We start from the raw sequence: 14,057 nt of genomic DNA on the forward strand, positions 1-14,057 counted from the left end.
TTGCTGCGCCGCATTTGACGTGGATTTTGAGGTGAATTTCGCCGATACTGCTCATCCGAATCGTGTTTGAGCTATCGGCTTGAGTCGTCAGGCTTAGGAGCAGCTCGTGGATCTCGATCCTGTCCTTCTCGCACGCATTCAGTTCGCCTTCACGGTGACGTTCCACATCATCTTCCCGAGTTTCACCATCGGGCTCTCGGCCTATATCGCCACGCTCGGTGTCATGTGGCTGCGTACCGATGATGAGCGCTATCACCGCCTGATGCGGTTCTGGACCAAGATCTTCGCCGTATCGTTTGCGATGGGTGTCGTGTCCGGCATCGTGCTGAGCTACCAGTTTGGCACCAACTGGAGCCGTTTTTCAGTGGTCGCCGGCAATGTGGTCGGCCCGCTCATCGGCTATGAGGTGCTCACGGCATTTTTCCTGGAGGCAACGTTCCTCGGCATCTTGCTGTTCGGCTTCAATCGCGTGCCGCCATGGCTGTATGTGTTGTCGGCGGCCATCGTTGCCACAGGCACGGCGATGTCAGCCTTCTGGATTCTCTCGGCGAATAGCTGGATGCAGACGCCAACCGGGCACGAAGTGCGTGATGGCATTGCCTATCCGGTCGACTGGCTCACCATCGTCTTCAATCCGAGCTTCCCGTATCGCCTGGCGCATATGCTGAATGCGGCCTATCTCACGACTGGTTTTGTCGTGATCGCGGTCGGCGCGCGTTATCTGCTCGCCGGCAAGCATATCGAAGATGCGAAGGTCATGCTGCAGATGGGGATCGGCCTCATGGCGATCCTCGCGCCATTGCAGCTCTTCGTCGGCGATCAGCATGGTCTCAACACGCTGAAGTATCAGCCGATCAAGGTGGCGGCGATGGAAGGCCATTGGGACGGTTCGAAGCCGGCCGATTTCCATATCTTTGCCTGGCCGGATGAGAAGGCGGAGCGCAACTGGTTCGAGATTTCCATCCCGCATGGCTCGTCGTTGATCCTGACGCATAGTTGGGACGGTCTGGTGCCGGGACTGAAAAGCGTTCCGCCGGATCAGCGTCCGCCGCTGCTGAATGTTTTCTTCGGCTTCCGCATCATGCTGGCAGTCGGATTTTATATGATCGCGGCGGCGTTATTCGGTGTCTTCCTGTGGTGGCGCGACAGGCTGTTCGACACTGACTGGTATCTGCGCATCCTGTCGATGACATGGTGGACCGGTTTCGTCGGCGTGATTGCCGGATGGGTGGTGACGGAGAGCGGCCGTCAGCCCTGGCTTGTCCATGACATTTTGCGTACGGCCGATGCGATATCGCCGGTGCCGGCCACAAGCCTGCTCGGCACGCTGGCTTTGTTTGTCGTCTGTTACGGCATCGTGTTCTCGATGGGCATCTATTATATCAACCGGCTCATCAACAAAGGACCGGAAGGCCGCGCACTCGAAGAGCCGGAAGGTTTGCCGAGCCGTCCGCTGACCGGCGCCGAAGGCGCTGCGCGCGATGCCATCGGGCAGAGAGGGTGAGCCAATGGAATGGTATCTCCCGGTGATCTGGGCGGCGCTGATTGGTGTAGCGGTCGCCATGTATGTGATCCTCGACGGCTTCGATCTTGGCATCGGCGCGTTGTTTCCATTCGCGCGCAACGAGATGCAGCGCGATCAGATGATGCGATCCGTCGCGCCGTTCTGGGACGGTAACGAGACCTGGCTGGTGCTTGGCGGCGGCGGTTTGCTGGTCGCGTTTCCCACCGCCTATGCCATCATCATGCCGGCGATGTATCTGCCGGTGATCGTGATGCTGCTCGCTTTGGTGTTCCGCGGCGTTGCGTTCGAATTCCGCCTCGTTTCCGAGAGCAAGTCGTGGTGGAATTTTGCCTTCACCTTCGGTTCGGTGCTGGCGGCGTTTTCGCAAGGTGTCATTCTGGGCGGGTTGATCCAGGGCATCAAGGTGGAGAACGGACAATTCGCCGGCGGTCATTTCGATTGGGCGACGCCGTTTACATATCTCTGTGGCGCGGCGCTGGTGGCCGGTTATGCGCTGCTCGGCGCAACCTGGCTGATCATGAAGACCGAAGGCGAAGTCGCGGTGCGGGCCCGTTCCCAAGCCAAGATATTGCTGCTGGTCGTGCTGCTGTTCATGGCGGCGGTCAGTCTCTATACGCCGCTCGCTTTTGAGCGAATCGCACAGCGCTGGTTCTCGCTGCCGAATTTCTATTATCTCTGGCCGGTGCCGTTGCTGACTGCACTCCTGGCTTACGCGCTCTGGCGTTGGCTCGAACAGCGGCGCGATGTGCTGCCCTTCGTGACCACGATCGGGCTGTTCTTTCTCGGCTATATCGGGCTCGTGATCTCAAGTTTTCCGTATCTCGTTCCGCCGTCACTGACGATCTGGGATACGGCTGCCGTTCCGGCCAGCCAGATCTTCATGTTGATCGGCACGGTGTTCCTGCTGCCGATCATCCTTGGCTACGTGATCTTCATCTACTGGCTGTTCCGCGGCAAGGTGAAGGAAGGCGAGAGCTATCATTGAGGCTGCGCAGGCGGCGCGGCCTGCGGCCGGACCATGCCCCAGCCGATCCGCAACAATGGCGCGCGGCCATGCACGGCGCGTTCGAAAGCGCGCGGCACTTCCGGCACGATATTGGGAAACTGCGCTTTGATGTCAGCAGGCGGCGTACCGGCATTGTCGGTCGCTCGCCAGACGATGATCGCGCCTTTCTCGTCGGCATCCTTGCGCGTTGCCAGTTGCGGCCGGTCGTCACTGCCTTCATTGAGCACGCGCGGCCGGCTGGATGAGGCCAGTGCAATCACTGCCGCAAGCCGCGGGTCGCCACCGATGACGTCCAGTTTCCGGCCCGTCCGCCGTTCGAAACTATCGGTGAAGTACTGCGCGATGCCGTCCGCCGGCTGCGCGACCTTGAGATCGACCCCAAATAACATTGGCAGCAGCAGCGCGCCGGCCGCGGTCAGGACCGGCGGCGCCAGCAGCAGGCTGAACCAGACAATGCTGAGGGTGCGCTGGTGATGCACCAGGATGACATCGCCGGCAGCCACAACAACGGCCAGGGCTGACAAGACTAATAGCGGCGGAATGCCGGAGATGCTGGATTTGCCGGAGATGGCCGCGACGATCATCACCACCAGCAGCGGCGTCAATGCGAAATAATAAATCATCATTCGCGCAAACGGATCGATCGGCGAGCCGGTGACGGCGGCGGCTTCGGTCTTGCGTGTACGCAGCACGTTGGAGGAGAGCGCGACCAGAATGCCGGCGCCAGCGCATGCGACGACCAGCAGTGCCAGCAACCTCATCCATGCGACGATGTTTTGATTGATCGACGCCGCATTGCGCAATCGCGGAAAATTGGCAGCGAGGTTAATGCCCTGCCGCTTCATCAGGAAGAACAGCAAGGCCATCGCAACGACAACAATGCCCGCTGCAGCAAGAGCAGGGATATTCAGGATCGCAAGCCGGCCGCGCTCGCTGATGACGAGGAACAGCACGACAAGCGGCAGGAGCAGCAGCGCCAGCGGCGATGTCAGCAGCATAAGTACGAAAGCGGCGGCGAGCGCGAACCAGTAAAGCTGTTGTCCTTCTCCGGCCGCGCGCCACAGAAACAGCAGGGCAAGCGCCCAGAGCGGCATCATCAGGATGTCGGGCCCGAAATCCGGCGAGGCGACGGTGAAGACCGAGATGCCGACCATCAACAATATGGCGAGGACCGCCTGCCGCTCGCCGATGAGCGAACGGCCAAGCTGAAACACGGCCCAGTAGGTCACGACGATACAGATCTGTGACAGCAGATAGACGCCGATCATGTGGCCGCCGGTGACGCGCAGCGCGATATCGGCCAGCCAATAGGCGAGTGGCGCCCCCAGCGTGCTGGCGAACGACATCTCGCGCCCGATTGCCAGCACGTTCGCGACATCGCCGGGCGGCGCCGAATAGAACAGCGTCGGCACCAGGAGCCACAATACCGCTTGCGCCAGCGCTGCGAGCCAGAACATCAGCCGCGGCTTGGTGCGCAGGATTTCAATCAGCAGGGAGACGGTGAGCATCGGAGCCGCTCTGGAGCAATGCCGAAAAGCAGAAGACGCGGTTCGACCGGGAAGAATGTCGAGAGATAAGCTGGAGCAGGCTAGTGCACCGTTTCCGAAGTTCGTGCTCCATCTGTAGCAATCTCTTACACGAACTTCGGAAACAAAGGTGCACTAGCAAGTCTATGATTCTAGTGCCGCTTTTGATTTTGAAGTTCCTGACAAAAGCTTGCTGCAAATGATGCAGGAACTTCAAAATCGCGGCACTAGGCAGGCAACCCGGGACCGATATCATCACCAAGCGCGATCGTCAGATTACTCTCGGCCAGTGCGACTGGAGAAAAGCTGCGCCGGTGGTGGATGGTCGGGCCAAGCCGTTTCAAGGCTTCGGCATGTTCCGGCACCGAATACCCCATATGGCGTTCAAAGCCGTAGCCGGGATGCGCGGCGCCGATCTGCTTCATGAGCCGGTCGCGCGTGACCTTGGCGACGATCGAGGCGGCGGCGATCGACATCACCAGAGCGTCGCCCGAAATAACCGCCTCGCAGTCGCATGGCACCGCGATCTTGTCGCGGCCGTCCACGTAAACAAGTTTCGGCTTGCAAGGCAAAGCCGACACCGCCTGCGCCAGCGCCCATAGCGATGCGCGCAGGATATTGTCGCGATCGATGCGGGCAGGTGAACCGAACGCGACGCCGACCTCGGCGGTCGCGCAGATGCGAGCGTAAAGCTTCTCACGCTCGTCCGGCGTCAGTTTCTTGGAATCATTCAGCCCGCGCGGAATGCGGTCGGGATCGAGCACGACCGCGGCGGCGACCACCGGGCCGGCCAGCGGGCCGCGCCCGGCTTCATCGCAGCCAGCCACCGGCCAGATGCCGCGCTTGAATGCGGATCGCTCGCGCCGGAACGTCGGGCGGAGGATCTCCTCTTTCAGCGGCAGGCGGACTGTGGCGGGCTTTCGACTCATGCCGGGATGCTGATCGCGTCCGGCGTGAAGATGCAATCCCCTAATCGGGCAAAATAGGTCTGCCGTCCGGCGAGAGTGGAAACTGGGGATTATGGGCCACTTCCCAGATATTTCCGTCGGGGTCGGCGAAGTGTCCGTGATAGCCGCCCCATACTGCCTTCTTCGCCGGTACAAGCTCGGTCCCGCCCGCTCTGATGGCGAGCGCCATGACGGCATCGACATCGGCCGGGCTTTCGCAGTTCCAGGCGACCGATGAGGCGCGGAATGCCGGCGGCCTGGTATTCTCCGGGAAGCCTGCGTCCCTGGCGATTCCGCTCACGACATAAAGCGCCAATGCGACAGTGCCGGCATCGAAAAACGCCACTTCGCTTTCCGGCGCCCCGCGCATCTTCCGCCTGAAGCCGAGCGCTTCATAAAAGCGCGCAGCACGCACAACATCGCTGACGCCGAGGGTGATGAGGCTGATATGGGCGTGAGGCATGGATGAACTTCGGCTGCTCCTTGATCGCAGTTTCTTTCCACACGGCCGTCCCCCGCGAAAGCGGGGATCCATATTCCAGAATAGAGGTTATGGGTCCCCGCATTCGCGGAGACGACCAACGACTAAAACAAACTCAACTGCTCGCTTCCCTTCGCAGGCCGTTGGAAATGTTCGGTGGTCAGCTTGCTGCGTGTCTTGTTGAGACCGAGGCGGTCGCAGGCCGCTTCAAAGCGCCGGCCGATCAACCACGCATAAGGTCCGTCGCCGCTCATGCGCTTGCCCCATGTCGAATCGTAATCCTTGCCGCCGCGCATGTCGCGAATGAGCTTCATCACATGGCGGAAGCGGTCGGGGTAATTCGCCATCAGCCATTCCTTGAACAGGTCACGCACTTCGAGCGGCAGCCGCAGCAAAACATAGCCCGCGCCGCGCACGCCGGCGAGCGCGGCCGCATCGAGAATGCGTTCGATATCGGCATCATTGATGGCGGGAATGACAGGTGCCACCATCACGCTGGCCGGAATGCCGGCATCCGACAATTGCCGCAGCGCTTCAAGCCGCCGCGACGGTGTCGAGGCGCGGGGCTCCATCGTGCGCGCCAGCTTCGCATCAAGCGTCGTCACCGAAATTGCGACCTTGGCGAGACTGCGTTTGGCCATGCGCGAGAGGATGTCGATGTCGCGGGTCACCAGCGCTGACTTGGTCACGATCCCGACCGGATGCCCCGCGCGTTCGAGCACTTCGAGGATCTGCCGCATGATCTGGTATTGCTTCTCGATCGGCTGATACGGGTCGGTGTTGGTGCCGATCGCGATCGTCCGCGGCGAATAGCCGGGCGCCGCCAATTCCTTCTCCAGCAGCGCCGCCGCATTCGGCTTCATGAACAGCTTCGATTCGAAATCGAGGCCGGGCGAGTAACCCAGATAGGCGTGGGTCGGCCGAGCAAAGCAATAGACGCAGCCATGCTCGCAGCCGCGATAGGGGTTGATCGAGCGGTCGAAGGAAATGTCGGGCGAATCGTTTCGGGTGATGATCTTGCGGGTCGCGTCCGCCTGCACGGTGGTCTTGAAGGGCGGCAGCTCTTCAAGGCTTTGCCAGCCGTCGTCGAAGGCGACGCGGGCGACCGGTTCGTAACGCCCTGATGTGTTGGAGAGAGTGCCGCGGCCACGCCGGCGTTCTTTGTGAACGTCGGTGCCAAGGAGGCCTGAGGTATCAGGAGACTGATTCGCCTGCTCCTGCCTTGCCAGATCCTGCCTTGCAAAGTCACCCGCCGGCGCGGAGGGCACAGGCGCCGGCGGGTGTCTCAGGGCTGCGGAGGATCGAGCCATAGCCGATATCTAATCTTCGCGTTCGAACAAAACAAGAACATTTGTGAAGTTGATCGAGACTGCTGAATATCGTGGCATAGCGTCCTCCCGGGCCCATGATATGGGCCAACAGAGCCACAATATTTCAGTTCCCATGTTGAGCATTGTCATCCCAACCCACGAATCGGAGCGCGTTGTCGTCCGCACTTTGTCGTGCCTGGTTCCAGGCGTGGTCGCCGGCGTGGTGCGGGAAGTCATCCTGGCCGATTCCGGCAGCGGCGATGGCACCGAGCAGGTGGCCGATATCGCCGGATGCCGGTTCATGACCGTGGCGGGTTCGCTCGGGACGCGGCTTCGGACCGCCGCGGGGCAGGCGCGGGGCCCCTGGCTGCTGTTTCTTCGGCCGGGCAGTGTGCTGGAATCAGCCTGGACCGCCGAGGTCGAACGATTCTGGATGCTAGCTTCTGACGAAGGGGGCGCACCGAAGGCAGCGGTATTTCAGCCTGAGGCCTATCGCGGGCAATCGCTAGGAGCCCAGGTGCTCAATCTGTTGCGGCAGGCGGCCGGGGGAGGCTTCAGGCCGGAACAAGGTCTCTTGCTGACGAAAACGGCCTATGACCGGCTCGGCGGCCACGATGCCAAGAGCGCCGCTCCGGAAGCGCAGCTGATTCGAAAGATCGGCCGCAAGCACATCGCCGTCCTGCACGCGGGGATCAGCGGTAGCCAGTGATATTCCAAGATAGTTGACTCCGTCAAGCAATTGGTTGACACTGTCAAATATCAACTTCGCGATGTCAGCCATGTTGGATTCAAGCTTCGAACAGCGTGTCACTGCGGTTCGACGATTCTCGCGCTTCTACACACGCCAGATCGGGTTGTTGCAGGACGGCCTTCTGGACACGCCGTTTTCGCTGACACAGGCGCGCGTGCTCTACGAGTTGGCGCAGCAGCAAACATGTACCGCCACCGAACTCGCTGCGGCTTTAGGTCTCGATCATGGTTATCTCAGCCGCATTCTCCGTCTCTTTGACGAGCGCGGCCTGGTCGCGAAGCGACGGGGAAACGAGGATGGGCGGCAGGTCGTCCTGTCTTTGACGACCAAAGGGCGGCTGGCCATTGCCAAGCTCGATCAACTTTCCCAACACGAGATGGGGACGATGCTCGGCAAGCTCGGTGAGACCGAACAAATCCGCGTCGTCGCAGCCATGGACACGATCGAGCGCCTGATCGGGCCCAACACAGACGATGCGCCGGCATTCTTACTCCGGGAGCATCGGCCGGGCGACATGGGGTGGGTGGTCGCGCGGCACGGCGCGCTTTATCCGGCCGAATATGGCTGGGACAACCATATCGAAGCGCTGACGGCGGAGATCGTCGCGGGCTTCCTGAAGAATTTCGACCCTGCGCGTGAGCGGTGCTGGATCGCCGAGATGGATGGTGAACCGGTCGGCTCGATTTTTCTTGTGCGCGACTCAGATGCGGTTGCGCGGGTGCGTTTGCTGATCGTCGATCCGAAGGCGAGGGGTCTTGGCATCGGCCGCAGACTGGTTGAGGAGGCGATCGCCTTCGCCCGGACGGCTGGTTACAGCAGCATCACATTGTGGACCCACAAAGTGTTGACGGCGGCGCGCATGATCTATGTCAAGGCGGGCTTCAAGCTTGTCGAAGAATGGGTCCACGATGAATTCGGCAAGCCGGAAACGAGCGAGACATGGCAGCTCGACCTGCGCGGTGATTCGTCAAGCGGTGGTCGATGAAAGTCTTTATTGATGAGTGATGAGTTCCCCGTCACGGCGCAGGCCGCAGCCGAGCGCCGTGTAAAGATCACCGCTGCCATCCAGGCCGAGACGGGTATCGACGAGGCGATGATCGAAAAGCTGGTGCGCGGCTTCTATGATCGCGTGCGCAATGATGATTTGCTCGGGCCGGTCTTCGCGTCGAGAATTTCAGATTGGGAGCCGCATCTTCAGCAGATGTTTGCGTTCTGGTCGTCGGTCGCGCTCATGAGCGGCCGTTATCATGGCCAGCCGATGCGGAAACATCTGCGGCTCCCGGTCGACGGCAGGCACTTCGATCGCTGGCTGGCCTTGTTCGAGCAGACGGCACGCGATCTGTGTCCATCCAAGGCGGCCGATCATTTCATCGAACGCGCGCATCGGATCGCCGAAAGTATCGAGCTTGGGGTGGCTGGTGCGAACGGCATCATGCTTCGTCCCGGCGAAAGATTGGTCCGCGAAAACCTGCCTGAGCAATAGCCGCAAAACACATAGTGCGGCTCCTCCCTTCAAGAGGAGCCGCTGTTGTTGTCACGTCGTGCTTACCCCGGCCGAGGTCAGCTTATGACGTTAAGCGTCTCGTTGTTCGGCACCGCAGTGTCGTTCGACCGTTGCTGTTCGGTTTCGGGCGACACGTGATGCTCGCTGTCGGCATGCTCAGACTCTGCCGGCAATTGCAGCACGGTGGCGCGCAGTCTCTCCCGAAGCATCGTGACCAGCACGACCTCTCCGTTCGGGAATTCCAGCGCGTCGTGATGCGTGTTTGGCCGGTTCATATTGATCTGCCGGAAACGTGCAACACGGTGACGGATTGTAGCATAGCCGAGCCGCGGCGGGATCAGGCCGAAGCCCTGCGAGTAGCTCACGTCCTGGTCGAATGCGATTTCCGTTCCAGGGCGCAAGCAGACAGCGACATCCGGTTCATCAATGGCCGCAAAGCCATTGGTGATCGAATGAGCGAAGGTTGTAGTGACAATTTTGTCGCCGACTTTCGCCGGCCTCGAGGCGACGTTGTGCAGACTATAGTCACACATCGAAGACATCCTTCTTGCTGCGAACAGCCGATTGGTTGTCCTATGATATGAATATTGGGCGACAGCTGCGGCGATGTTATGTCGTGCAAGAAATAAAAATCGAACATCACCGGATGGTGAAGGCCTGCCAAACGAATGGCGTGAACGGCAGCGCAACATGAAGAGAATATTTTTATCGGAAAACGAGAGACTTGTGCTCTCAGTCGTTTTCCTCAACGATTATCCCTTGGCCTTGCCCCGGCGCAGGTGCTCGTCCAGCCGCGGCATGATCTCCACGAAATTGCACGGGCGGTAGCGATAATCGAGCTGATGCAAAAGGATGCCGTCCCACGCATCTTTGCAGGCCCCGGGTGATCCCGGCACGCAGAAAATATAAGTCGCACCGGCAACACCTGCTGTGGCGCGGGTCTGGATCGCCGATGTGCCGATTTTCGCATGGCTGATCATCAGGAACATCGTGGCGAATCCATCCATCCGTTTTTCGAATAGCGGTTCAATGGCTTCCGGCGTCACATCGCGGCCGGTAAAGCCGGTGCCACCGGTAGTGATCACGGCATCGATGCCGGGCTCGGCAATCCAGGCCCGCACCTGTGCGCGAATCTTATCGACGTCGTCGGTCACGATCGCCCGCGCCGCAAGCGTGTGACCGGCAGCCTGAAGGCGTTCGACGAGTGTTGCGCCTGACGTGTCGTCGGCCATGTCACGGGTGTCGGACACCGTCAGGATGGCGATATTGAGTGGAATGAAATTTCGAGTTTCGTCGATGCCAGGCATTTGCACTCTCATAACCCTGCCGGCAGCAGAGTGTGAAAGCGAGTGCTGCCGGGCCGGTTTCAATAATAGTAACGATAAGAAGGGGCCCGATTCTGCGGAGCATCATTGCATGCCGCGCAGAGCCCGAGGACTCGATCGCTAGAGATTAGCCGTTCTGAATGTGTCGCAGGCTGACACCTTGCCACTCTCAAGACCGATCTTGAACCAGCGCACCCGCTGCTCGGATGATCCATGCGTGAAGGAATCGGGGACTACCCGTCCGCCCGCCTGGCGCTGCAGGCGGTCATCGCCGATCGCCGATGCGATGCCGAGCGCGCCTTCGACGTCGCCCGGTTCAAGGAAGTTCACCTTGCGTTGCGCCTGATTGGCCCAGACGCCGCCGAGGCAGTCGGCCTGCAATTCAACCCGAACCTGGATGTTGTTCGCCTGCGCCCTGCTGCCGGCCGCCTGCTGCATCTGCTGTGCCCGCGGCAGGATACCGAGCAGGTTCTGCACATGATGGCCGATCTCATGAGCAATCACGTAAGCCTGCGCAAACTGGCATTGCTTGCCGGTGCAGGCGCGGAATTTCTGCTCCATGTCGCGGAAAAAAGAGGTGTCGAGGAAGACCCGCCGGTCCGGCGGGCAATAGAACGGACCCATCGCCGACTGGGCCATGCCGCATTGGCCGGCGCTGGTTGCCCCCGAATACAGGCGCAGCCGCGGCACGCGATAGGTCTGGCCGTTGGCAGCGAAAATATCGGTCCAGACGTCTTCGGTCGAACCGAGCACGGCAGCAACAAACTGACCCATCTGGTCGGTTGGCGTGCCTCTCTGCGCCGGCGGCGCTTGCGTTTCGATCTGCTGGCCGGGGCCGCCGGTAAAGATTTCTGCGCCGCCGATCAGGATGCGCGGATCGATGCCGAGCGCCCAGCCGATCAGGCCGAGAATGATGATCGTGCCGATGCCAAGCCCGCCGCCAGGCATTGAAAAGCCGCCACCGCCGCCGCCGCTATCGCCGCGAACGTCTTCGACATTGTCGCTGCGGCGAAAATCTTCCCAACGCATCGTTATTCTCCTCGGCTGGCCGCAGTCTCGCTGATCGAATCACGTCCGTCCACGGCGGAATCTTCGTAACGGCTCACGCAAGTCGTTACCAAATGGTTGTTATTGGGAACGAACACAGAAGTTGCAAAGTGTCTGAAAATTAAAAGGTTTTTTACCTTGCTGGACCAAGATGCAGACATGTCGGTTGTAGGTCCCGCGTCACCGACCGCGTCACCAGAGTCAGAGTACTGAGTCATGGTAGAGTCGCGTCGCGGGGCGTCCCATCGGACGCCCCGTCTGACTCCCAATAATCATGAGAGTGCCCGCATCCTTGTGGGTGATTGCGTCGCTCAAATGGCGACGTTGCCGGCCGAAAGCGTCGATCTCGTTTTCGCCGACCCTCCATACAATCTGCAGCTTCAGAACGATCTGAGGCGGCCGGACGATTCCAAGGTCGACGGTGTCACCGACGACTGGGATAAGTTCGGTTCGTTTAAGGAATATGACGAATTCACGCACGCGTGGCTGAAAGCCTGCAAGCGCGTGATGAAGCCGTCCGCCACGCTGTGGGTGATCGGCTCGTACCACAACATTTTTCGCGTCGGCGCGATTCTGCAGGATCTGGACTTCTGGATTCTCAATGACGTGGTGTGGCGCAAATCCAATCCGATGCCGAATTTTCGCGGCCGCCGGTTCACCAATGCGCACGAGACGATGATCTGGGCCTCGCGCGATCCGGGCGGCAAGGGCTACACCTTCAACTATGAAGCGCTCAAAGCCGGCAACGACGATGTCCAGGTGCGGTCCGACTGGACCTTCCCGCTCTGCACTGGCGACGAGCGACTTAAGAACAGCGACGGCAAGAAACTGCATCCGACCCAGAAGCCGGAAGCCTTGCTGGCGCGCGTGATTCTCTCTGCCTCGCGTCCTGACGATCTGGTCATCGATCCGTTCAGCGGTACCGGCACGACCGGGGCCGTCGCCAAGAAACTCGGCCGCCGGTTCATCGGCTTCGAGCGCGATCCGGATTATGCCAAGGCGGCGATAAAGCGCATCAATGCCGTCGCGCCGCTCGAAGCGCCGTCGATTGCGCCATTCGTGACGGCGCGCGAGGCGCAGCGCGTGCCGTTCTCGGCTTTGATCGAGCGCGGCTTCATCTCGCCGGGCGCCAATCTTGTCGATTCGAAAAAGCGGCATAAGGCTCTGGTTCGGGCCGACGGTGCGGTGATGCTGGGCGAAAAGGTCGGCTCGATCCATCGCATCGGCGCACTGGCGCAGGGGCTCGAAGCCTGTAACGGCTGGACTTTCTGGCACGTGGAAACCCGAAAAGGCCTGCTGCCGATCGATGACTTGCGCGCCAAGGTGCGTGCGGAGATGAACTAAAGGCTTTCAGGCCCAGTCATCGCTGCACTGCCTCCTCTCATCACTATGAAAAAAGCGAGCCGGGCGATTTGTCCGGCTCGCTTTTTTCTTTTCGGTGTCAGTCGCGTTTCGGCCCATTGCCTGCGCCGCCAGTGTAGCGCGACAGGATGCTGACGATCATCAGGCCGCCGATGACGGTGACGTGTTCGGTGGCGACGTGAAATGCCTTGATCGAATCCGGCGCCGGCAGCGCCCAGAATTTGTGGACCAGGGGAATCGTCAGTGCCGTGAACACCGCAAGTGCGCCCGCACCCAGCCAGGTCCAGCGATTGATGATGATCAAGAGCGAGCCGCCGAGCTGTGTGATGATGGTAAGGATGTTCATCATCACTGGATTGGGCAGATTGAACATCGCCATTTCGGCGACGCCTTCCTGAAAGTTGATGAGCTTGGCAAGACCACTGCCCCAGAACGCAAATGTCAGGACAATGCGGGCAAGAATGGCGAACCAGCTCTGATCGAGCAGGCGGGCGATGAATTCAGGCATGAAAACCTTCCCCGTTGAAAAACGGACGCAACGAATCGGTCCGCACCGCCCGATTGATAGGCGAAACTATGGAGCGAATGCGAGCCTGCCGGGTGGACGGATTGTCTGGTGCTGGTGCGGAGAGCCCGGTTAGAGCATTTTCGAGCGAAGTGGGGTACCGGCCTTCGCCGGCCATAGCTGGCTTCGTCCGGGGACGGCCGGTTTGCGTGAAGAAAACGCGTCCAAACAAAAAACGAGAGCCCTTCCGGCTTTGATGGAATCAAAGCCGGAAGAGCTCTCGTCAGCGGCAATAAAAAATGACGGCAGGTATGGTCCCGCCGTCATGATGCGCACAATAAGGTGCGGGTGCAGCGGCTACTTCGCCGCCGTCACCATGATTTCGACGGTGTATTGCGGTGCCGCAAGACGGGCCTGCACGGTTGCGCGGGCCGGCGTGTTGCCGGGCGACACCCAGCCGTCCCATACCGCATTCATTTCGCCGAACGTGTCCATGTCTGCGAGCCAGATATTGGCGGTCAGCAGCTTGGACTTGTCTGTGCCGGCCTTGGCCAGATAACCGTCGATGGTGGCGAGGATTTCCCTGGTCTGCTCGGTGACGCTTTTGCCGCCGCTATTCTGCGCGACGATCCCGGCCAGATAGACGGTATCACCATGGATGACGACCTGGCTCATCCGCGGTCCGACATCGTGACGTTCGACTTTCATACTGGATACTCCCCCTTCAGGCACAGCATTCGTGCCGCCTTTCGAGGGTCAGGTAGCAAG

15 protein-coding genes are annotated in these 14,057 nt (G+C 60.4%); 6 read left to right on the forward strand and 9 right to left on the reverse strand.

Going from position 1 to position 14,057, the window contains the following annotated elements:
- Positions 1 to 106: 106 nt before the first annotated feature.
- A complete protein-coding gene (locus CAK95_RS11180; RefSeq protein WP_086087990.1) occupies positions 107 to 1,504 on the forward strand; it encodes a cytochrome ubiquinol oxidase subunit I in 1,398 nt (465 codons plus the stop codon).
- Between the two features lie 4 nt (positions 1,505 to 1,508).
- Positions 1,509 to 2,510, forward strand: coding sequence for a cytochrome d ubiquinol oxidase subunit II (cydB, locus tag CAK95_RS11185; protein ID WP_086087991.1), 1,002 nt, complete (start codon positions 1,509 to 1,511; stop codon positions 2,508 to 2,510).
- On the opposite strand, the gene CAK95_RS11190 is transcribed toward cydB, so the two are convergent.
- The 4 genes from CAK95_RS11190 to CAK95_RS11205 all read right to left on the reverse strand — a co-directional run bounded on the left by CAK95_RS11190 (position 2,504) and on the right by CAK95_RS11205 (position 6,795).
- Positions 2,504 to 4,039, reverse strand: coding sequence for a glycosyltransferase family 39 protein (locus CAK95_RS11190; RefSeq protein WP_086087992.1), 1,536 nt, complete (start codon positions 4,037 to 4,039; stop codon positions 2,504 to 2,506). The genes cydB and CAK95_RS11190 overlap by 7 nt on opposite strands.
- A gap of 245 nt (positions 4,040 to 4,284) precedes the next feature.
- Positions 4,285 to 4,986: a ribonuclease HII gene (locus CAK95_RS11195; RefSeq protein ID WP_086091350.1), complete on the reverse strand. Its 702-nt coding sequence runs from the start codon at positions 4,984 to 4,986 to the stop codon at positions 4,285 to 4,287.
- Between the two features lie 40 nt (positions 4,987 to 5,026).
- Entirely contained in the window at positions 5,027 to 5,467 is a 441-nt protein-coding gene (locus tag CAK95_RS11200; RefSeq protein WP_086087993.1) for a VOC family protein, read from the reverse strand.
- A gap of 122 nt (positions 5,468 to 5,589) precedes the next feature.
- Entirely contained in the window at positions 5,590 to 6,795 is a 1,206-nt protein-coding gene (locus CAK95_RS11205; RefSeq protein WP_086087994.1) for a PA0069 family radical SAM protein, read from the reverse strand.
- Between the two features lie 43 nt (positions 6,796 to 6,838).
- Here CAK95_RS11205 and CAK95_RS11210 point away from each other — a divergent pair, with 43 nt between their 5' ends.
- From CAK95_RS11210 to CAK95_RS11220, 3 genes are all read left to right on the forward strand, one after another.
- Complete coding sequence (locus CAK95_RS11210) at positions 6,839 to 7,504, forward strand: glycosyltransferase family protein (RefSeq protein ID WP_147413635.1); 666 nt, start codon at positions 6,839 to 6,841, stop codon at positions 7,502 to 7,504.
- A gap of 70 nt (positions 7,505 to 7,574) precedes the next feature.
- A complete protein-coding gene (locus CAK95_RS11215) occupies positions 7,575 to 8,531 on the forward strand; it encodes a bifunctional helix-turn-helix transcriptional regulator/GNAT family N-acetyltransferase (RefSeq protein ID WP_086087996.1) in 957 nt (318 codons plus the stop codon).
- A 12-nt stretch (positions 8,532 to 8,543) separates the two neighbouring features.
- Positions 8,544 to 9,029: a group III truncated hemoglobin gene (locus CAK95_RS11220; protein ID WP_086087997.1), complete on the forward strand. Its 486-nt coding sequence runs from the start codon at positions 8,544 to 8,546 to the stop codon at positions 9,027 to 9,029.
- 77 nt (positions 9,030 to 9,106) lie between these two features.
- Here CAK95_RS11220 and CAK95_RS11225 read toward each other — a convergent pair whose 3' ends face one another.
- The 3 genes from CAK95_RS11225 to ypfJ all read right to left on the reverse strand — a co-directional run bounded on the left by CAK95_RS11225 (position 9,107) and on the right by ypfJ (position 11,404).
- A complete protein-coding gene (locus CAK95_RS11225; protein ID WP_086087998.1) occupies positions 9,107 to 9,583 on the reverse strand; it encodes a hypothetical protein in 477 nt (158 codons plus the stop codon).
- Between the two features lie 219 nt (positions 9,584 to 9,802).
- Complete coding sequence (gene moaB, locus CAK95_RS11230) at positions 9,803 to 10,357, reverse strand: molybdenum cofactor biosynthesis protein B (RefSeq protein ID WP_086087999.1); 555 nt, start codon at positions 10,355 to 10,357, stop codon at positions 9,803 to 9,805.
- A gap of 138 nt (positions 10,358 to 10,495) precedes the next feature.
- Positions 10,496 to 11,404: a KPN_02809 family neutral zinc metallopeptidase gene (ypfJ, locus tag CAK95_RS11235; RefSeq protein WP_086088000.1), complete on the reverse strand. Its 909-nt coding sequence runs from the start codon at positions 11,402 to 11,404 to the stop codon at positions 10,496 to 10,498.
- Between the two features lie 234 nt (positions 11,405 to 11,638).
- Here ypfJ and CAK95_RS11240 point away from each other — a divergent pair, with 234 nt between their 5' ends.
- Positions 11,639 to 12,766, forward strand: a complete 1,128-nt coding sequence (locus CAK95_RS11240) for a site-specific DNA-methyltransferase (protein ID WP_086088001.1) — start codon at positions 11,639 to 11,641, stop codon at positions 12,764 to 12,766.
- A gap of 97 nt (positions 12,767 to 12,863) precedes the next feature.
- On the opposite strand, the gene CAK95_RS11245 is transcribed toward CAK95_RS11240, so the two are convergent.
- Positions 12,864 to 13,292 carry a DoxX family protein gene (locus tag CAK95_RS11245; RefSeq protein ID WP_086088002.1) on the reverse strand — a complete coding sequence of 143 codons (429 nt, stop codon included), beginning with the start codon at positions 13,290 to 13,292 and terminating at the stop codon, positions 12,864 to 12,866.
- Between the two features lie 354 nt (positions 13,293 to 13,646).
- Positions 13,647 to 13,997, reverse strand: a complete 351-nt coding sequence (locus CAK95_RS11250) for a RidA family protein (RefSeq protein WP_086088003.1) — start codon at positions 13,995 to 13,997, stop codon at positions 13,647 to 13,649.
- Between the last annotated feature and the right edge of the window lie 60 nt (positions 13,998 to 14,057).

The sequence above is a fragment of the Pseudorhodoplanes sinuspersici genome, assembly GCF_002119765.1.
Taxonomy (GTDB): Bacteria; Pseudomonadota; Alphaproteobacteria; order Rhizobiales; family Xanthobacteraceae; genus Pseudorhodoplanes; species Pseudorhodoplanes sinuspersici.